The 21,964-nt window shown below is 77.9% G+C and carries 2 protein-coding genes; both read left to right on the top strand.

Annotated features, from left to right (window positions below):
• Window positions 1-10: 10 nt before the first annotated feature.
• Window positions 11-14,773, top strand: a complete 14,763-nt coding sequence (locus ABT014_RS32845) for a type I polyketide synthase (protein WP_350643211.1) — start codon at window positions 11-13, stop codon at window positions 14,771-14,773.
• A gap of 55 nt (window positions 14,774-14,828) precedes the next feature.
• The coding region (locus ABT014_RS32840) for a type I polyketide synthase (protein WP_350643209.1) at window positions 14,829-21,964 on the top strand (7,136 nt) is incomplete at its 3' end.

The raw sequence follows: 21,964 nt of genomic DNA, 5'->3' as shown, positions 1-21,964 counted from the left end.
AGCTGCACTGATGGCGGACAACGAGAAACTCCTCGACTACCTCAGGCGCGCCACCGCCGATCTCGGCGAGGCCCGCCGGGAGCTGCGCGCGGCCGAGGACGCCCGGCACGAGCCGATCGCGATCGTCTCGATGGCCTGCCGCTACCCGGGCGGCGCCGATACGCCGGAGCGGCTGTGGGAGCTGGTCGAGCGCGGCGAGGACGCGATCGGCGACTGGCCGGCCGACCGCGGCTGGGACACCGGGCGGCTCTACGACCCGGACCCGGAGCGGGTCGGCACCTCGTACACCCGCAGCGGCGGATTCCTGTACGAGGCCGGTGAGTTCGACGCCGGCTTCTTCAGCATCTCGCCGCGCGAGGCGCTCGCCATGGACCCGCAGCAACGGCTGCTGCTGGAGACCGTGTGGGAGGGGGTGGAGCGCGCGGGCATCGACCCCGCCTCGCTGCGCGACAGCCGTACCGGCGTCTTCGTCGGCGCGATCGGCAACGACTACGGCTCCGTCTCCCGGCACCTGCCGGAGGTCCAGGGCCTGCTCGACACCGGCACCGCCGGCAGCGTGGTGTCCGGCCGCGTCTCGTACACGCTGGGGCTGCGCGGCCCGGCGGTGACGGTGGACACGGCCTGCTCCTCCTCGCTGGTGGCGCTGCACCTGGCGGTGCGTTCGCTGCGCTCCGGGGAGTGCACGCTGGCGCTGGCCGGCGGCGTGTCGGTGATGGCCACCCCGGACGCCTTCGTGGCGTTCAGCCGGCAGCGGGCACTGTCCGCGGACGGCCGGTGCAAGGCGTTCGCGGGCGCGGCGGACGGCACCGGCTGGGCCGAGGGCGTCGGCGTACTACTGCTGGAACGGCTCTCCGACGCGCGGCGCCACGGCCACCGGGTGCTCGGCCTGGTCCGCGGCACCGCGGTCAACCAGGACGGGGCCAGCAACGGCCTGACCGCCCCCAACGGCCCGTCCCAGCAGCGGGTGATCACCGAGGCGCTGGCCGACGCCCGGCTGGCCCCCGCGGACGTGGACGCGGTCGAGGCGCACGGCACCGGCACCCGGCTGGGCGACCCGATCGAGGCCCAGGCCCTGCTGGCCACCTACGGCCAGGGCCGGCCCGACGGGCAGCCGCTCCGGCTCGGCTCGCTCAAGTCCAACCTCGGGCACACCTCCGCCGCCGCCGGCGTCGGCGGCATCATCAAGATGCTCCTCGCCATGCGGCACGGCGTGCTCCCGAAGACCCTGCACGTGGACGAGCCCTCACCGTTCGTCGACTGGCGGGCCGGTGCGGTCGAACTGCTCACCGAGGCCCGCGCGTGGCCCGGGGACGAGCGGCCGCGCCGGGCCGGCATCTCCGGCTTCGGGGTCAGCGGCACCAACGCGCACGTCATCGTGGAGCAGGCGCCCGAGGACCCCGCGCCGCTGCCGGCCGCTCCCGAGGACGCCGACGCCGACGCCGGGCAGCGCGCCGACGCCGGACAGGACGCCGAGCCGGCCGCCGGCCCGTTCGCCTGGCTGGTCTCCGGCCGCGACGAGTCGGCCCTCCGGGCCCAGGCCGAGCGGCTGGCGGCGCACCTGGACGCGGCGCCGCAGCTCGGCGCCGTCGAGGTCGGCCGGGCGCTGGCGACCACCAGGACCGCCTTCGAGCACCGCGCGGTCATGGTCGCCGCCGACCGGGCCGGGCTGCGGACTGCGCTCGGCGCCCTGGCCGCCGGAGCCCCGGCGCCCAACCTGGTGACCGGGGTCGCCGGTGCCCCGGGCCGGACCGCGTTCGTCTTCCCGGGGCAGGGCTCGCAGTGGCCCGCGATGGCCGCCGGCCTGCTCGCCGAGGAGCCCATCTTCGCCGAACGCATCGCCGCCTGCGAGGCCGCACTCGCCCCGCACGTCGACTGGTCCCTCACCCAACTCCTGCGCACCGCGGACCCCTTGGAACGGGTCGACGTGGTCCAACCCGCCCTCTTCGCCGTCATGGTCTCGCTCGCCGCCCTCTGGCAGCACCACGGCGTCCACCCCGACGCCGTCCTCGGCCACTCCCAAGGAGAAATCGCCGCAGCCGTCGTCGCCGGCGCCCTCACCCTGGAGGACGGCGCCAAAATCGCCGCCCTCCGCGCCCAAGCCCTCACCCAACTCCGAGGCACCGGCGGCATGGTCTCCGTGCCGCTGCCGCCCGAGCGGCTGACCGGGCTGCTGGAGCGCTGCGCCGGCCGGCTGTCGGTGGCGGCCGTGAACGGACCGTCGGCCACCGTGCTCTCCGGCGACCTCGCCGCGGTCGAGCAGGTGCTCGCCGAGGAGCCGACCGCCCGCCGGATCCCGGTGGACTACGCCTCGCACTCGGCCCAGGTCGAGCAGATCCGCGAGCGGCTCGCCGAGGACCTCGCGGGCCTGCGCCCGCGGACCGCGACGGTGCCGTTCTTCTCCACCGTCGACGGCCGCCGGCTGGACGGCACCGAGCTGGACGCCGGGTACTGGTACCGCAACCTGCGGCAGACCGTCCGGTTCCAGGACGGCACCCGGGCGCTGCTGGAGCAGGGCTTCCGGTACTTCGTCGAGGCCAGCGCGCACCCCGTGCTGACCGTCGGGGTCCAGCAGAGCGCCGAGGACGGCGGGTTCGAGGCGGCAGCGCTGGCCACCCTGCGCCGCGGCGAGGGCGGCCGGGCACGCTTCCTGCTGGCCCTCGGCGAGGCGCACGCGGCCGGCCGCTCCCCCGACTGGACGGCCGTGTTCGGCGCCGGCCCCCGGGCCGAGCTGCCGACCTACGCCTTCCGCCGCCGCCGGTACTGGCTGGAGGGCGCGGCCCCCGCCGGCGCGGCCGGCGACCCGGTGGCCGAGGAGTTCTGGCGGACCGTGCGCAGCGGCGACCCGGCCGAGCTGGCCGCCGCGCTCGGGGTCACCCCCGAGGATCCGCTGACCACCGTCGCGCCCGCGCTCGCGGCGTGGCACCGCGGGCACTCCGAGCGGCAGCAGGCGGAGTCCTGGCACTACCGGGTGGAGTGGCGCCGACTGGCCGAGCCGGCGCCCGGTCCGGCGGCGGCCGCCCGCCGGCTGGTGCTGGTCCCGGCGGGGCAGGCCGAGGACCCGCTGGTGGCGGCCTGCCTACGGGCGCTGCCGGGCGCGGTCACCGTCGAGCTGACCGAGGCGGACGCCGAACGCGCCCTCCTGGCCGAGCGGTTGGCCGGACCGCTGGCCGACGGCGCGGACGGGCCGCTCGCCGGGGTGGTCTCGCTGCTGGCGCTGGACGAGCGGGCCCACCCGCTGCACCCCGTGGTGCCGGTCGGCGTGGCGCTCAACCTCGCGCTGGCGCAGGCGATGGGCGACCTCGGCGTGAGTGCCCCGCTCTGGTGGCTCACCCGCGGGGCGGTCGCCACCGGGCCGCAGGACGGCGCGCCCTCCCCCGAGCAGCAGCTCAGCTGGGGGCTGGGCCGGGTCGCGGCGCTGGAGTACCCGCGCGGCTGGGGCGGCCTGGTCGACCTGCCGGAGGCCCTGGACGAGCGCGGCGCGGCCCGGCTGGCGGCGCTGCTGGCGGGCGGAGCGGGCGCCGAGGACCAGGTCGCGGTGCGCGACGGCGGGGCGTACGGGCGGCGGCTGGTCCGCGCGGCGGCCCGGCCGGCGAGCGGCGGGCGGTGGCGCCCGCGCGGCACGGTGCTGATCACCGGCGGCACCGGCGGGATCGGCGCGCAGGTGGCGCGCCGGCTGGCCGGCGACGGCGCCGAGCACCTGGTGCTGGTCGGCCGCGCCGGCCCGAAGGCGCCGGGAGCCGCCGCCCTGGCGGCCGAACTGGCCGCGCTGGGCGCCCGGGTGACGGTCGCCGCCTGCGACGTGGCCGACCGGGCCGCGCTCGCCGAGCTGCTGGACGGGCTGGCGGCGCAGGGCGACGAGGTCCGCTCGGTGCTGCACGCCGCCGGGGCGGGGCTGCTGGTGCCGCTGCCCTCGACCGACCTGGCCGAGTTCGCCGACACCCTGTACGCCAAGGTGGGCGGCGCCCGGCACCTGGACGAGCTGCTCACCGGCGAGCTGGACGCCTTCGTGCTGTTCTCCTCGATCTCCTCGGTCTGGGGCAGCGCCGACCACGGCGCGTACGCCGCCTCCAACGCCTACCTGGACGCGCTGGCCGAGAACCGCCGGGCCCGGGGCCTGAGCGCGACCTCGATCGTCTGGGGGATCTGGAGCCCGGAGGGCGGCGCCGGCATGGCCGCCCACCTGGTGGAGGAGCAACTGCGCGCTCAGGGCGTGGTGTTCATGAAGCCGGCGGTGGCGCTGGACGCGCTGCAGCAGGTGCTGGCCGGCCCGGAGGCGGTGCCGGTGGTCGCGGACGTCGACTGGGAGCGGTTCGCCCCGGTCTTCACCTCGGCCCGGCCCAGCCCGCTGATCGGTGAACTCCCCGAGGTGCGGGCCGCGCTGGCGGTCGACGCGCCGGCCGGCGAGCCGGACGGCGCGGGTTCGGCGCTGCGGGAGCGGCTGCGGCCGCTGCCCGCGGCGGAGCGCGAACGGGAGCTGGTCGAGCTGGTCCGCGGCCAGGCCGCGGCGGTGCTCGGGCACGACTCGGCGACCGCGGTGGACCCGGGCCGGGCCTTCCGTGACCTCGGTTTCGACTCGCTGACCGCGGTGGAGATGCGCAACCGGCTGAACACCGCGACCGGACTGCGGCTGCCGGTGACCGTGGTGTTCGACTACTCCTCGGCGGGCGCGCTGGCCCGCCACCTGGGGGCGACCCTGCTCGGCGAGCCGGGCGGCGCCGCCGTGCCGGGCGCCGCACCGGCCGCCGCCCCGGTCGACCAGGACCCGATCGTGATCGTCTCGATGGGCTGCCGCTACCCCGGCGGGATCGACTCCCCCGAGGCCCTGTGGCGGGCGGTGACCGAGGGCCTGGACGCGGTCGGCGAGCTGCCCGCCGACCGGGGCTGGGACCTGGCCGGCCTGTACGACGCCGACCCGGACCGGCCGGGTACCAGCTACGCCGCGGCCGGCGGGTTCGTCGAGCGGGCCGGCCACTTCGACCCGGCCTTCTTCGGGATCTCCCCGCGCGAGGCACTGGCGATGGACCCGCAGCAGCGGCTGCTGCTGGAGACCTGCTGGGAGGCGCTGGAGCGGGCCGGCATCGACCCGTCGTCGCTGCACGGCAGCCCGGTCGGGGTGTTCGCCGGCGCCGCGTACCAGGGGTACGGCGGGAGCATGGAGCACGTCCCGGACGAGCTGGAGGGCCTGTTCATCGCGGGCGTGTCCACCAGCGTGCTGACCGGGCGGGTGGCCTACACGCTGGGCCTGCAGGGGCCGGCCGTCACGGTCGACACCGCCTGCTCCTCCTCGCTGGTGGCGCTGCACCTGGCGGCCCGGGCGCTGCGCGCCGGGGAGTGCGACCTCGCGCTGGCCGGCGGGGCGACCGTGGTCGGCACCCCGCTCTCGCTGACCGGCTTCGCCCGCCAGCGCGGGCTGGCCGCCGACGGCCGGTGCAAGTCCTTCGGCGCGCAGGCGGACGGCTTCGGGCTGGCCGAGGGCGTCGGCGTGCTGGTACTGGAACGGCTGTCGGACGCCCGACGCAACGGGCACCCGGTGCTGGCCGTGCTGCGCGGCAGCGCCGTCAACCAGGACGGCGCCAGCAACGGGCTGACCGCACCGAGCGGCCTGGCGCAGCAGCGGGTGATCCGGGCCGCGCTGGCCGACGCCGGCCTGTCCGCCGCGGAGGTGGACGCGGTCGAGGCGCACGGCACCGGCACCCGGCTCGGCGACCCGATCGAGGCGGACGCGCTGCTGGCGACGTACGGTCAGGACCGGCCGGCGGACCGGCCGCTGTGGCTGGGCTCGCTGAAGTCGAACATCGGGCACACCCAGGCCGCCGCCGGGGTCGGCGGCGTGATGAAGATGGTGCTGGCGATGCGGCACGGGGTGCTGCCGCGCACCCTGCACGCCGAGGTGCCGACCCCGGACGTGGACTGGTCGGCCGGCACGGTCGAACTGCTCACCGAGGCCCGGGACTGGCCCGAGGCCGGGCGCCCCCGCCGGGCCGGCGTCTCCTCGTTCGGGCTCAGCGGCACCAACGCGCACGTCGTGGTGGAGCAGGCGCCCGCGGAGCCGGCCGAGGAGCCGGCCCGGGAGCCCGCCGCGCGGCCGGTGCCGTGGCTGCTGTCGGCCCGCAGCGCCGAGGCGTTGCGCGGGCAGGCCGAGCGGCTGCGGGAGCTGGCCGCCGAGGGCCGCGAACCGCTGGACGTGGCCTGGTCGCTGGCCACCACCAGGACCGCGTTCGAGCACCGGGCCGCGGTGGTCGCCGCCGCGCCGGCCGACTTCCTGGCCGGCCTGGACGAGCTGATCGCCGGCCGGGGCGGGCCGGGGCTGGCCCGGGGCGCGGTCGGTCCGGCCGGCCGGCGGGTGTTCGTGTTCCCGGGGCAGGGTGCCCAGTGGATCGGGATGGCGGTCGAACTCCTGGACACCGAGCCGGTGTTCGCCGCCCGGATGGCGCAGTGCGCGCAGGCGTTGGCCCCGCACACCACCTTCCCGCTGCTGGAGGTGGTGCGCTCCGGCGAGCCGCTGGAGCGGGTCGACGTGGTGCAGCCGGTGCTGTTCGCGGTGATGGTGTCGCTGGCCGAGCTGTGGCGCGCGCACGGCGTGGAGCCGGACGCGGTGGTCGGCCACAGTCAGGGCGAGATCGCCGCCGCGGTGGTGGCGGGCGCGCTCACGCTGGAGGACGGCGCCAAGGTGGTCGCGCTGCGCAGTCGGGCGCTGCGCGCGCTGACCGGCCCGGGCGCGATGCTGTTCGTGCCGCTGGCGGTCGCGGACCTGGCGGAGCGCCTGGCGCCGTGGGGCGAGCGGATCGGGGTGGCCGCGGTGAACGGGCCGACCTCGGTGGCGCTGTCCGGCGATCCGGCGGCGCTGGACGGGCTGGCCGAGGAGCTGTCCGCGGACGGCGTGCTGAGCTGGCCGATCCCCGGTGTCGACTTCGCCGGGCACTCCGCCCAGGTCGAGCAGATCGAGCAGGAGCTGCTGGAGGTGCTGGCCGGGGTGCGGCCCCGGCCCGCCACCGCCGCCTTCTACTCGGCGGTCACCGGCGGCCGGCTGGAGGGCACGGAGCTGGACGCCGGGTACTGGTACCGCAACCTGCGGCGGACCGTGGAGTTCGGCCGCGCCGTGCGGGCGCTGCTGGCCGACGGGTACGACGTGTTCGTCGAGGCCAGCGCCCATCCGACGCTGACCGTGTGGCTCCAGGAGGCCGCGGAGGCGGCCGGCGCCGGCGGCGCCGTGGTCGGCACGCTGCGCCGGGACGAGGGCGGCCGGGCCCGCTTCCTCACCTCGCTGGCCGAACTGCACGTGCAGGGCGTGCCGGTGGACTGGGCGCCGGTCTTCGCCGGCTCCGGCGCGCACCGCACCGACCTGCCCACCTACGCCTTCCAGCAGCAGCGCTACTGGCTGGCCCCGGCCACCGTGCCCGCCGCGGGGTCGGGCGGTACGCCGGACGAGGGCTTCTGGCGCGCGGTGGAGCAGCAGGACCGGGCCGCGCTCGCCGAGACCCTGCGGATCGAGGACCCGGGGACCAGGCAGGCGCTGGAGGCGGTGCTGCCGCCGCTGGCGGACTGGCTGCGCACCAGCCGGGGCCGGGCCGAACTGGACGCCTGGCGCTACCGGGTGGAGTGGCGTCCGCTGCCCGCGGCGCCGGCCGCCGGCCCGGCCGGCAGCTGGCTGGTCGCGGTGGCGCCGGGGATCGCCCCGGAGCTGGTCGCCGAGTGCGTCGCGGCGCTCGCGGAGCACGGCACCGAGGTGCGCACCCTGGAGGTCGCCGGTGCGGACCGGGCGGAGCTGGCCGCCCGGCTGGCCGAACTGCGGCCGGACGGCGTGCTGTCGCTGCTGGCGCTGGACGAGCGGCCGTACGGGCCGGGCTCGGCGATGCCGGCCGGGCTGGTGTCCACCGTGACGCTGTTGCAGGCGCTCGGGGACGCGGCGCTGCCCACCCGGCTGTGGGCCGCGACGTCGGGCGCGGTGTCGGTGGGCCGTTCCGACCCGCTCGCCCGTCCGTTGCAGGCCCTGGTCTGGGGTCTGGGCGGGGTGGCCGGGGTGGAGTACCCGGAGCGCTGGGCCGGGCTGGTGGATCTGCCTTCCCGTCTGGACGCCCGGGCCCGCGCGCGGCTGGCCGGGGTCCTGGCGGGCGAGGTGCCGGCGGGCGGTGCGGACCGGGCGGCGGAGGACCAGGTGGCGGTCCGCGGTTCGGGCGTGTTCGGCCGCCGGCTGGCCCGGGCCCCGCTGGGCGGGCGCCGGCCGGCGCGGGCCTGGACCCCGGAGGGCACCGTCCTGATCACCGGCGGGACGGGCGCGCTCGGCGCGCACGTGGCCCGGATGCTGGCCTCGGCCGGCGCCCGGCACCTGCTGCTGACCGGCCGCCAGGGCCCGGACGCGCCGGGCGCGGCCGAGCTGGTCGCCGAACTGGCCCGGGCCGGCGCCACCACCGAGGTGGCGGCCTGCGACGTGGCCGACCGGGACGCGCTGGCGGCGCTGCTCGCCGCCGTGCCGCCGGACCGGCCGCTGACCGCGGTGGTGCACGCGGCCGGCGTACTGGACGATGGGGTACTCGACGCCCTGACGCCGGAGCGGGCGGCGGCGGTGCTGCGACCCAAGCTGGACGCCGCGCTGCACCTGGACGAGCTGACCCGGAACCAGGAGCTGTCCGCCTTCGTGCTGTTCTCCTCGCTCGCCGGCACCCTCGGCGGCACCGGGCAGGGCAGCTACGCGGCGGCCAACGCCTTCCTGGACGCGCTGGCCGAACGGCGCCGGGCGGACGGGCTGCCGGCGACCGCGGTGGCCTGGGGCCTGTGGGGCGGCGACAGCCTGGCCGGCGGCGCGGTCGGCGAGCGGCTGGTCCGCAACGGGCTGCCCGCGATGGCGCCGGCGACCGCGCTCGCCGCGCTGCGGCAGGCGCTGGACCACGACGACACCCGGGTGGTGGTCTGCGACTTCGCCTGGGACCGGTTCGTCCGCTCGTTCACCGCGCTGCGCCCGAGCGCCGTGCTGGCCGACCTGCCGGAGGCCCGGCAGGCCGCGCCGGCGGCCTCGGCCGCCGGTGAGCTGGTCGACCGACTGGCCGCGCTCGGCACCGCCGAGCGGCGCGCCGCGCTGGCGGACCTGGTGCGCGCCGAGGTCGCCGAGGTGCTCGGACACCCCGACCCGGCGGCGATCGAGCCGGACCGGGTGTTCAAGGACATCGGCTTCGACTCGCTGACCGCGGTCGAGCTGCGCAACCGGCTGGCCGAGGCGACCGGGCTGCGGCTGTCGGTGACGCTGGCCTTCGACCACCCGACCACCGCCGCGCTCGCCGCCCACCTGCTGGCGGAGCTCTTGGGGGACGCGCCGGAGCCCGCCGCCGAGCCCCGGCCGGTGCCGGTGGCCGGAGCGGACGACGACCCGATCGCGATCGTCGCGATGGGCTGCCGCCTGCCGGGCGGGGTGCGCTCCCCCGAGGACCTGTGGCGGCTGGTCGACGAGGGCACCGACGCGATCTCCGGGTTCCCGACCGACCGCGGCTGGGACCTGGCCGGCCTGTACGACCCGGACCCGGCGCGGACCGGCACCACGTACGCCCGGGAGGGCGGATTCCTGTACGACGCGGGCGACTTCGACCCGGCGTTCTTCGGGATATCGCCGCGCGAGGCGGTCTCGGTCGACCCGCAGCAGCGGCTGCTGCTGGAGGTCGCCTGGGAGGTGCTGGAGCGCGCCGGGATCGACCCGCGCACGCTCAAGGGCAGCCGGGGCGGGGTGTTCGTCGGCTCCAGCTACCGGGACTACGGCTCCCGGGTCGGCACGCCGTCCGAGGAGTTCGAGGGCTACCTCGGCATCGGCAGCGCGGGCAGTGTCGCCTCCGGGCGGATCGCGTACACCTTCGGCCTGGAGGGCCCGGCGATCACCGTGGACACCGCCTGCTCCTCGGCGCTGGTCGCGGTGCACCTGGCCGCCCGGGCGCTGCGGGCCGGTGAGTGCACGCTCGCGCTGGCCGGCGGGGTCACCGTGATGGCGGGGCCGGACGCCTTCGTGGAGTTCAGCCGGCAGCGCGGGCTGGCCGCCGACGGGCGGTGCAAGCCGTTCGCGGCCGCCGCCGACGGCACCGCCTGGGCGGAGGGCGTGGGCCTGCTCCTGCTGGAGCGGCTGTCCGACGCACGGCGCCACGGCCACCCGGTGCTCGCCCTGGTCCGCGGCTCCGCCGTCAACCAGGACGGCGCCAGCAACGGCCTCACCGCCCCCAACGGCCCCTCCCAGCAACGCGTCATCCAGGCCGCCCTCGCCGACGCCGGCCTCACCCCCGCCGACGTCGACGCCGTCGAGGCGCACGGCACCGGCACCCGCCTCGGCGACCCCATCGAAGCCCAAGCCATCCTCGCCACCTACGGACAACACCGACCCACCGACCGACCCCTGCTCCTCGGCTCCCTCAAGTCCAACATCGGCCACACCCAGGCCGCGGCGGGGGCGGCGGGGATCATCAAGACGGTGCTGGCGATGCAGCACGGCGTGCTGCCCGCGACCCTGCACGTGGACCGGCCCACCCCGTACGTGGACTGGACGGCAGGCGCGGTCGAGCTGGTCACCTCGAACACCGCCTGGCCGGCGACCGGCCGCCCGCGCCGGGCCGCGGTCTCCTCGTTCGGGGTGAGCGGCACCAACGCGCACACCGTGCTGGAGCACGTCCCGGCCGCGCCGGCCCCCGCGGACGCCGCCGGGGCCGAGGGGCCGTGGCTGCTGTCCGGCCGCACCGAGGAGGCGCTGCGGGAGCAGGCCGAGCGGTTGCACGCGCACCTGGCCTCCGGTCAGGACGCCGACCCGGCCGCCGCGCTGGCCACCGGGCGCAGCGCGTTCGAGCACCGCGCGGTGCTGCTCGGCGCCGACCGGCCCGCCCGGCTGGAGGCCCTGGCGGCGCTGGCCGCCGGGCGCCCGCACGGCCGGGTGGTGCACGGGGTGGCCGGACGGCCCGGGCGGACGGCCTTCCTGCTGCCCGGCCAGGGCAGCCAGCGGGCCGGGATGGGCGCGGGCCTGTACGCGGCGCAGCCGGTGTTCGCCGACGCCTTCGACGAGGCCTGCGCCGAGCTGGACCCGCTGCTGGAGCGGCCGTTGCGCGAGGTGATCGCCGAGGGCGGCGCCGCGCTCGCCCGCACCGAGTACACCCAGCCGGCGCTGTTCGCGCTCGGCACCGCGCTGTTCCGGCTGGCCACCCACTGGGGTCTGCAGCCGGATCTGCTGCTCGGCCACTCGGTCGGCGAGCTGACCGCGGCGCACCTGGCCGGGGTGCTCTCGCTGCCGGACGCGGCCGCGCTGGTGGCGGCCCGGGGCCGGCTGATGCAGGGGATGCGGACGGACGGGGCGATGGTCGCGCTGGCCGTCACCGCCGACGAGCTCGCGCCGCAACTCGTCGCGAATCCGCAGGAGTTGGCGCTGGCCGCGGTGAACGGGCCGGCCGCCACGGTGCTCTCCGGCGAGGCGGCGGCGGTCCGGTCGGCGGCCGGGCACTGGCGGTCGCTGGGCCGCCGGGTCAAGGAGCTGACGGTCAGCCACGCCTTCCACTCGGCCCACATGGACGGCATGCTGGCCGAGTTCCGGCAGGTCGCCGAGGGCCTGGAGTTCCGGGCGCCGCGCATCCCGGTGGTCTCCGACCTGACCGGGGCGCCGGCCACCGAGGAGCAGCTCTGCTCGCCCGCGTACTGGGCCGAGCAGGTGCGCGGCACCGTCCGGTTCCTGGACGGGGTGCGGCACCTGGAGGCGGCCGGGGTCACCACCTTCGTGGAGCTCGGGGCGGACGGCACGCTCAGCTCGCTGGCCCAGGAGTGCCTGGCCGGGGACGCCGACGAGGCGCTGCTGGTGCCGCTGCTGCGGCGCGACCAGCCCGAGCCGGAGGCGCTGACCGCGGCCCTGGCCGCGCTGCACGTGCGGGGGCTGCCGGTGGACTGGAGCCGGCGGTTCGCGCCCGCCCCGGGCCGCGCGGCCGAGCTGCCGACGTACGCCTTCCAGCGCCGGCGCTACTGGCTGGAGGCGACCCGGGCGGAGCCCGACGTGACCGGCGCGGGGCTGGCCGCGGTGGACCACCCGCTGCTGGGCGCCGCGGTCGCGCTGGCCGGCGGCGAGGGCGACCTGCTGACCGGCCGGCTGGCGCCGCACGCGCAGCCCTGGCTGGGCGACCACCGGGTCTTCGAGGAGGTGCTGTTCCCGGCGACCGGCTTCCTGGAGCTGGCCGCCCGGGCCGCCGAGCGGTTCGGCTGCGCGGCGGTGGAGGAACTCACCCTGGAGGCGCCGCTGCTGCTCCCGCCCACCGGCGGCACCGCGCTGCAGCTGGTGGTCGGCGCGCCGGACGCCACCGGCGCCCGGACGCTGGCGGTGCACGCCCGGCCGGAGGACTCGCCGGACCAGCCGTGGGTGCGGCACGCGACCGGTCTGCTGGCCGAGGCCGGGCCCGCCGCGGCCGCTGCCGCGGACGGGGCGGCCGCCTGGCCGCCGCCGGGCGCCGTGCCGCTGCCGGTGGACGGTCTCTACCAGCGGTTCGCCGAGGGCGGTTTCGCGTACGGCCCGGCGTTCCAGGGGCTGACGGCGGCCTGGCGGCTCGGCGAGGAGGTCTTCGCCGAGGCGGTGCTGCCGGAGGGCGGCCGGGGCGAGGCCGGGCGCTACGGGCTGCACCCGGCGCTGCTGGACAGCGCCCTGCACGCGCTGGTCTTCGACGTGCTGCCGGGCACCGGGCCGGAGGGCGACAGCCAGGGCTGGCTGCCGTTCTCCTGGAACGGGGTGCAGCTGCACGCGCACGGCGCGGAGGCGGTCCGGCTGCGGCTGGCCCCGGCCGGGCGGGACGCGGTGACGGTCGAGGTGACCGACCGGGCCGGGCGGCCGGTGCTGTCCGCGCGGTCGCTGGTGCTGCGGCCGGTCTCGGCGGAGCAGGTCAAGGCCTCCCGGACCGGCCACCACCAGGAGCTGTTCCGGGTGGAGTGGACGCCGCTGCCGCAGCCGGCCGCCGGGCCCGACGCCGACCCGGTCGAGCTGGCCGCCGGCGCCCGGCCGGGCGACCTGGTGGCCGACGAGGGGCCGGCCCCCGCCCTGGTGCTGGCCCGGTGCGCCGCCGAACGGCCCGGCGCCTGCGCCGGGTCGGTGCGCACGGCCACCGGCGAGGCGCTGGCGCTGGTCCGGGAGTGGCTGGCGGACGAGCGGTTCGCCGACTCGGTCCTGGTGCTGGCCACCGCGGGCGCCGTCCCGGTGCACCCCGGCGACGACGTGCCCGACCTCGCCCAGGCCGCCGTCTGGGGCCTGCTGCGCTCGGCGCAGACCGAGAACCCGGGCCGGTTCGTGCTGGTGGACAGCGACGGCAGCGAGGCCTCGGCGGCCGCGCTGGGCGGCGCGCTGGCCGGCGGGGAGCCGCAGCTGGCGCTGCGCGAGGGCCGGGCGTACGCGCCCCGGCTGGCCCGGGTGCCGCGCGCGGAGGTCGAGGAGGCCCCGCGCTGGGATCCGCACGGCACCGTCCTGATCACCGGTGGCACCGGGGCGATCGGCGCGCTGATCGCGCGTCACCTGGTCGCCATGCACGGCGTGCGGCACCTGGTGCTGACCAGCCGCAGCGGTCCGGCCGCGCCCGGCGCCGAGCAGCTGCGCGCCGAGCTGGCCGAACTCGGCGCCGAGGTCCGGGTGGTCGCCTGCGACGCCGCGGACCGGGCGGCGCTGGCCGCCCTGCTGGACGGGCTGCCGGCCGCCCACCCGCTGACGGCGGTGGTGCACTCCGCCGGGGTGCTGGCCGACGGGCTGGTGGCGGACATGACGCCCGAGCAGCTGGAGGTGGCGCTGCGGCCGAAGGTCGACGCGGCGGTCAACCTGCACGAGCTCACCGACGGCCACAAGCTGTCCGCGTTCGTGCTGTTCTCCTCGCTGGCCGGCGTGTTCGGCGGCATGGGGCAGGGCAACTACGCGGCCGCCAACGCCTTCCTGGACGCGCTGGCGCACCGGCGGCGGGCCCGCGGCCTGGTCGGCGGCTCGCTGGCCTGGGGCCTGTGGGCCAACGAGGGCGGGATGTCCGGCGGCCTGGACGAGGCGGACCTGCGGCGGATCGCCCGTGGCGGGATCGTCGCCTTCGCCCCCGCGGAGGGCCTGGCGCTGTTCGACGCGGCCCGGGGCGTCGACGAGGCGATGGTGCTGCCGGTACGGCTGGACACGGCGGCGATCGCCGCCCAGGCCGGGACGGGTGGCGTGCCCGCGCTGCTGCGCGGCCTGGTCCGGCCGGCCGCCCGCCGGTCCGCCGCCGCGGCCGACCCGGCGGGCCCGGACGCGGCGGAGCAGCTGGCCCGGCGGCTGGCGCCGCTGGCCGCCCCGCAGCGCGACCAGGTGCTGCTGGAGCTGGTCCGCTCGCACGCCGGGCTGGTGCTCGGCTTCGGGCCGCAGGAGGCGGTGCCGGCCGACCGGGGCCTGCTGGACCTCGGCTTCGACTCGCTGACCGCGGTCGAGCTGCGCAACCGGCTGCGGGCCGCGACCGGCCTGCGGCTGCCCGCCACCCTGCTGTTCGACCACCCGACCGCGACCGCGATCGCCCGGCACCTGGCCGAGCACCTGGCCCCGGCGGCCGGTGACGGGCCGGCCGGCCCCGAGGGCGCCGCGGACCTGGCCGGCACCGCCGGGCTGGCCGAGCTGGACCGGCTGGAACTGGCGCTGGCCGGCGGGCCGGCCCATCCCGAACTGGCCACCCGGCTCCAGGGGTTGCTGGCCACCCTGCGACCCGCCCGGGACGCCGTCGAGGACCGCCTGGAGGCGGCCGGCGACGACGACCTGTTCGCGTTCATCGACAACGAGCTCGGCATGCCGTGACCTCTGCCGCGCTCCGCTGGGCCCCTGCCGACCGAGACGAAGGTGACGACGACCGGTGAACGACGACAAGCTGCGCGACTACCTCAAGCGGGTCGCGGCCGACCTGCACCGCACCCGGCAGCGGCTGCAGGAGGTCGAGGAGCAGGACCACGAGCCGATCGCCATCGTCTCGATGAGCTGCCGCTACCCGGGCGGGGTGAGCTCCCCCGAGGAGCTGTGGGACCTGGTGCTCGGCGGCACCGACGCGATCGCCCCGTTCCCCGCCGACCGCGGCTGGGACCTGGCCGCGCTGGTCGACGAGGACCGCGAGCGGCCCGGCACCAGCTACGCCGGTGAGGGCGGCTTCCTGACCGGCGTGGCCGGCTTCGACCCGGCCTTCTTCGGGATCTCCCCGCGCGAGGCGCTGGCGATGGACCCGCAGCAGCGGCTGCTGCTGGAGACCGGCTGGGAGGCGTTCGAACGGGCCGGCATCGACCCGACCACCCTGCGCGGCAGCCGGACCGGCGTGTTCGCCGGCGTGATGTACCAGGACTACGCGGTACGGCTGCGCCAGGTGCCCGCCGACGTCGAGGGCTACCTCGGCAGCGGCAGCTCGGACAGCGTGGCCTCCGGCCGGGTGTCGTACACCTTCGGTCTGGAGGGCCCGGCGCTCAGCGTCGACACCGCCTGCTCCTCCTCGCTGGTGGCGCTGCACCTGGCCTGCCAGGCGCTGCGCCGCCGGGAGTGCACGCTGGCGCTGGCGGGCGGCGCGATGGTGATGTCCACGCCCGTCCCGTTCGTGGAGATGAGCCGGCAGGGCGGCCTGGCCGCCGACGGCCGGTGCAAGTCCTTCTCGGCGGAGGCCGACGGCACCGGCTGGGGCGAGGGGGTCGGGCTGCTGCTGCTGGAGCGGCTGTCGGAGGCCCACCGGCTCGGGCACCCGGTGCTGGCCCTGGTGCGCGGTTCGGCGGTCAACCAGGACGGCGCCAGCAGCAGGCTCACCGCGCCGAACGGGCCTGCCCAGCAGCGGGTGATCCGGCAGGCGCTGGCCGGGGCCCGGCTGTCCACCGGCGACGTGGACGTGGTCGAGGCGCACGGCACCGGGACGCCGCTCGGCGACCCGGTCGAGGCGCAGGCCCTGCTGGCCACCTACGGTCAGGACCGGCCCACCGAGCGGCCGCTGCTGCTCGGCTCGCTCAAGTCCAACCTCGGGCACACCCAGGCCGCCGCCGGCGTGGGCGGCGTGATCAAGATGGTGCTGGCGATGCGGCACGGCGTGGTGCCGCCCACCCTGCACGCCGGGCGGCGCACCCCGCAGGTCGACTGGGAGTCCGGAGCCGTCCAACTGGTGACCGAGCCCACGGCCTGGCCGCGGACCGGGCGCCCGCGCCGGGCGGCGGTCTCCTCCTTCGGGGTCAGCGGCACCAACGGCCACGTGATCGTCGAGCAGGCCCCGGACACCCCGGCCGACCCGGCGCCGGAGGCCCCCGCCGGGCCACTGCCCTGGGTGCTGTCCGGCCACACCGAGGCGGCGCTGCGCGCCCAGGCCGACCGGCTGGCGCGCCACCTGACCGAGCGTCCGGACCTGGCGCCGGCCGAGGTCGGCCACGCGCTGGCGACCACCCGGGCGGCGCTGGAGCACCGGGCGGTGGTGGTCGCGGGCGACCGCGCCGGCTTCCTGGCGGGCCTGACCGCGCTGGCCGAGGGGCGCGAGCTGCCCGGCCTGCTGCGCGGCCGCCCCGGGGCGGGCGGCCCGGTGGCGTTCGTCTTCCCCGGCCAGGGCTCGCAGTGGCCCGGCATGGCGGTCGAACTGCTGGACACCTCACCGGTGTTCGCCGAGCGGATGCGGGCCTGCGCGGACGCCCTCGCCCCCTACCTGGAGCGTCCGGCGCTGGAGCTGCTGCGCTCCGGCGAGCCCGTCGAGCGGGTCGACCTGGTGCAGCCGCTGCTGTTCGCGGTGCTGGTGTCGCTGGCCGAGCTGTGGCGCTCGTACGGGATCGCCCCGGCGGCGGTGGTCGGCCACAGCCAGGGCGAGATCGCCGCCGCCGTGGTGGCGGGCGCCCTGTCGCTGGAGGACGGCGCCAAGGTGGTCGCGCTGCGCAGCCGGGCGCTGCGCGCGCTGGCCGGGCACGGCGGCATGGTGTCGGTGTCGCTGCCGGCCGACCGGGTGCGCGAGCTGATCGGGCCGTGGGGCGAGCGGCTCTCGCTGGCCGCCGTCAACGGGCCCGCCTCGACGGTGGTCTCCGGCGACCCGCAGGCGCTGGACGCCCTGCTCGCCGAGGTCGAGGCGCTCGACGGGCGGGCCCGGCGGATCCCGGTGGACTACGCCTCGCACTCGGCGCAGGTCGCGGCGATCGAGCAGGATTTGCTGCGCGAGCTGGCCGGGATCACGCCGCGCGCGTCCGCGCTGCCGTTCTACTCGGCGGTGACCGGCGGGCTGCTGGACACCGCCGAGTTGGACGCCGGGTACTGGTACCGCAACCTGCGGCGGACGGTGGAGTTCGAGCAGGCCACCCGGGCGCTGCTGGCCGACGGCTACCAGGTGCTGCTGGAGTGCAGCCCGCACCCCGTGCTGGCGCCCGCGATCCAGGAGAGCGCCGAGGCGGTCGGCTCCGAGGCGCTCGCGCTCGGCACCCTGCGGCGCGGCGAGGGCGGCCCGGCGCGGCTGTTCACCGCGCTCGGCGAGCTGCACCTGCGGTCGGTGCCGGTCGACTGGTCGGCGGTGTTCGCCGGGCGCCGGGCGGGCCGGGTGGAGCTGCCCACGTACGCGTTCCAGCGCGAGGACCTCTGGCTGGAGGACACCTCCGCGGACCCGGGCGACCTGGGCGCCGCGGGCCTGGAGACGGCTGGCCACCCGCTGCTGGGCGCCATGGTGACGCTGGCCGACCAGGACGGGGTGCTGTTCACCGGCCGGCTCTCGCTGCGCACCCACCCGTGGCTCGCCGACCACGCCGTGCACGGCGCGGCGCTGCTGCCCGGCACCGCCTTCCTGGAGCTGGCCGTCCGCGCCGGCGACCAGGTCGGCTGCGCGGGGGTGCGGGAGTTCACCCTGGAGGCGCCGCTGGTGCTGCCCGAGCAGGGCGGGGTGCTGCTGCGGCTGGCCGTCGGCGCCCCGGACGCCAGCGGCGACCGGCCGGTCAGCCTGCACTCGCGCGCCGACGGCGACCCGGACGGCGGCTGGCTGCGGCACGCCGAGGGGCTGCTCGCGGGCGCGCCGGCCGCGCCCGCCGGCGAGGCCCGGGCCGACCTGGCCGCCTGGCCGCCGCCCGGCGCCGTCCCGTTCGACCTGACCGGGACGTACGAGCGGTTCGCCGCCGCCGGGTTCGCCTACGGTCCGGCCTTCCGCGGGCTGACGGCCGCCTGGCAGCGCGGTGCGGAGCTGTTCGCCGAGGCCGAACTGCCGGCCGAGCGGCAGCCGGAGGCCGCCCGCTTCGGCCTGCACCCGGCGCTGCTGGACGCGGCCCTGCACGCCACCGGCCTGGGGCCGGACGCCGAGGGCCGGATGCCGTTCAGCTGGACGGGCGTGACGCTGCACGCCTCGGGCGCGACCGCCGTACGGCTGCGGCTCGCCCCGGCCGGGCCGGACGCGCTGTCCCTCGCGGTGGCCGATCCGGCCGGCCGGCCGGTCGCCACGGTCGACTCGCTGGTGCTGCGCCCGGCGCCGCAGGCCGCCGCGGGCGCGCCGGCGGCGTTCCACCCCTCGCTGTACCGGGTCGACTGGCAGCCCGTCGCGGCCGGTCAGGAGCCCGCCGGGGCCTGGGCCGTGGTCGGCGGGGCCCGGCCCGACCTGCCCGGCGCCCGGGTCGCCGACCTGGCCGAGCTGGCCGGGCTGCCGCAGGTGCCGCCGCTCGTGCTGGCGCCCGTCGAGGCGGCCGGGAGCGCCGCCGAGGCGGTGCACCGCGCGCTGGACCTGGTCCAGCGGTGGCTGGCCGACGAGCGGTTCGCCGACTCCCGGCTGGTCCTGGTGACCGCGGGCGCGGTGGCCGGCGCGGCGGCCGAGGACGTGCCGGACCTGGCACACAGCGCCGTCTGGGGGCTGCTGCGCTCCGCGCGCTCCGAGCACCCCGGCCGGTTCGGGCTGCTCGACCTGCCCGAGGACGGAACCGGCGGCCCGGCAGCGCTCGCCGCGTTCGCCGCGTTCGCCGGGGAGGACGAGCTCGCGGTCCGCGCCGGGGTCGCGCACGCGCCGCTGCTGGCGCCGGTGGCGGCGGCCACCGGCGGGCGGCCGGCGGCGCCGGACCCGGCGGGCACCGTCCTGATCACCGGCGGCACCGGGCTGCTCGGCTCGGCGGTGGCCCGGCACCTGGTGACCGCGCACGGGCTGCGCCACCTGCTGCTGGCGAGCCGTCAAGGCCCGGCCGCCGAGGGCGCCGCCGACCTGGCCGCGGAACTGTCCGCGCTGGGCGCCGAGGTCACCCTCGCCGCCTGCGACGTGGCGGACCGATCGGCGCTGGCCGCACTACTGGCCGCCGTCCCCGCCGCCCACCCGCTGACCGCGGTGGTGCACACCGCGGGCGCGCTGGACGACGGCGTGGTCTCCGCGCTCACCCCCGAGCGGGTGGACACCGTGCTGCGGCCCAAGGCCGAGGCAGCCCTGCACCTGCACGAGCTGACCCGCGACCTGCCGCTCGCCGCCTTCGTGCTGTTCTCCTCGGCGGCCGGGGTGTTCGGCGGTCCCGGGCAGGCCAACTACGCGGCGGCCAACGCCTACCTGGACGCGCTCGCCCAGCACCGCCGGGCCCGGGGCCTGGCCGGCCAGTCGCTGGCCTGGACGCTGTGGGCCCAGCGCGGGGCGCTGACCAGCCGGGTGGACGAGGCCGACGAACGGCGCCTGGCCCGCTCGGGCATGCCGGCGCTCACCACCGCGCAGGGGCTCGCCCTGCTGGACGCCGCCCTCGCGGTGGACCTGCCCGCCCTGGTGCCGATCCGGCTGGACCGGGCGGCGCTGCGGGCCGGCGCGGCGAACCGGCCGCTGTCCCCGCTGCTGCGCGGCCTGGTCGGCCCGCCGGCCCGGCCGGTGGCGGCCCGGGCCGGGTCGGACGGCTCGCTCGCCGGGCAGCTCGCGGCGCTGCCCGCGCCGGAGCAGGAGACGCAGCTGCTGGAGCTGATCCGGGCCCAGGTGGCGGCCGTACTCGGCCACGCCTCGCCGGAGGCGGTGGAGACCGGCCGGGCCTTCCGCGACCTCGGCTTCGACTCGCTCGCCGCGGTGGAGCTGCGCAACCGGCTGAACACCGCGACCGGCCTGCGGCTGCCCGCCACCCTGGTCTTCGACCACCCCTCCCCGGCCGCCCTCGCCCGCCACCTGCGGGCCGAACTGCTCGGCGACCGCCCCGCCCCGGTGACGGCCGCCGTCCGCGGCCGGACGCAGGACGACCCGGTGGTGATCGTCTCGATGGGCTGCCGCTTCCCCGGCGGGGTGCGCTCCCCCGAGGACCTGTGGCGGCTGGTCGCCGACGGCGCGGACGGCATCGGGGAGTTCCCGGCCGACCGCGGCTGGGACCTGGAGGCGCTGTACGACCCCGACCCGGACCACCGGGGCACCTCGTACGCCCGCGAGGGCGGATTCCTGGACGCGGCCGGGGACTTCGACGCGGAGTTCTTCGGGATCTCGCCGCGCGAGGCGCTGGCGATGGACCCGCAGCAGCGGCTGCTGCTGGAGACCGCCTGGGAGGCGTTCGAGCGGGCCGGCATCGACCCGACCACCCTGCACGGCTCGGCGGCCGGCGTGTTCGTCGGCCTGATGCAGCAGGACTACGCGGCGCGGCTGCTGCCGCACATCCCGGAGGACGTCGAGGGGTTCCTCGGCACCGGGAACTCGGGGAGCATCGTCTCCGGCCGGCTGGCGTACGTCTTCGGGCTGGAAGGCCCGGCGGTCACCGTGGACACCGCCTGCTCCTCCTCGCTGGTCGCCCTGCACCTGGCCGCGCGGTCGCTGCGCAGCGGCGAGTGCGACCTGGCGCTCGCCGGCGGGGTGACGGTGATGTCCAGCCCCGAGCTGTTCGTGGAGTTCAGCCGGCAGGGCGGGCTGGCGCCGGACGGGCGCTGCAAGCCGTTCGCCGCGGCCGCCGACGGGACGGGCTTCGGCGAGGGCGCCGGCATCCTGCTGCTGGAGCGGCTGTCGGACGCGCGGCGCAACGGGCATCCGGTGCTGGCCTTCGTCCGGGGCACCGCGGTCAACCAGGACGGGGCCAGCAACGGCCTGACCGCTCCCAACGGGCCCTCGCAGCAGCGGGTGATCCGGGCCGCGCTGGCCGACGCCGGGCTGTCCGCCGCCGACATCGACGCGGTGGAGGCGCACGGCACCGGTACCCGGCTGGGTGACCCGATCGAGGCGCAGGCCCTGCTGGCCACCTACGGCCAGGGCCGGCCCGACGGGCAGCCGCTCTGGCTCGGCTCGCTGAAGTCCAACCTCGGGCACACCTCCGCCGCGGCCGGCGTCGGCGGTGTGATCAAGACGGTGCTGGCGATGCGGCACGGCGTGCTGCCCAAGACCCTGCACGTGGACGGCCCGACCCCGCAGGTGGACTGGTCGGCGGGCGCCGTGGAACTGCTCACCGAGGCCCGCGCGTGGCCCGGGGACGAGCGCCCGCGCCGGGCCGGCGTCTCCTCGTTCGGGGTGAGCGGTACCAACGCGCACGTGATCCTGGAGGGGGCACCCGCCGAGGAGCCGGCCCGGCCGGGTGAGGACGGCGTGGTGGACGGGGACGCGGTGGTGTCCTGGCCGCTCTCGGCACGCTCACCGGAGGCGCTGAGTGCTTACGCGGAGCGGTTGATGACGGTCGAGCAGGACATCCGGGACATCGCCCACACCCTCGCCACCGGCCGTACCCGCTTCGACCACCGAGCCGTCGCCACCGGCAACCGCACCCAACTCCGCGCGGCCCTCACCGCCCTCACCACCAACACCCCCCACCCCGCACTCACCACCAACACCGCCACCACAGGCGGCCGCACCGTCTTCGTCTTCCCCGGTCAGGGCTCCCAGTGGCCTGGTATGGCCGCCGAACTCCTCGACACCGAACCGGCGTTCGCCCGACGGATCGCCGAGTGCGAGGACGCCCTCAACCCCCACGTCGACTGGTCACTCACCCAACTCCTCCGCAACGCAGAACCCCTCGACCGCGTCGAGATCGTCCAACCCGCCCTCTTCGCCGTCATGATCTCCCTCGCCGCCACCTGGCAACACCACGGCATCCACCCCGACGCCGTCCT

The sequence above is a fragment of the Kitasatospora sp. NPDC094015 genome, from assembly GCF_040304075.1.
Classification (GTDB): Bacteria; Actinomycetota; Actinomycetes; order Streptomycetales; family Streptomycetaceae; genus Kitasatospora.
The sequence above is the reverse complement of the archived record's forward strand: the minus strand, read 5'-3'. Positions and strand labels throughout refer to the sequence as shown.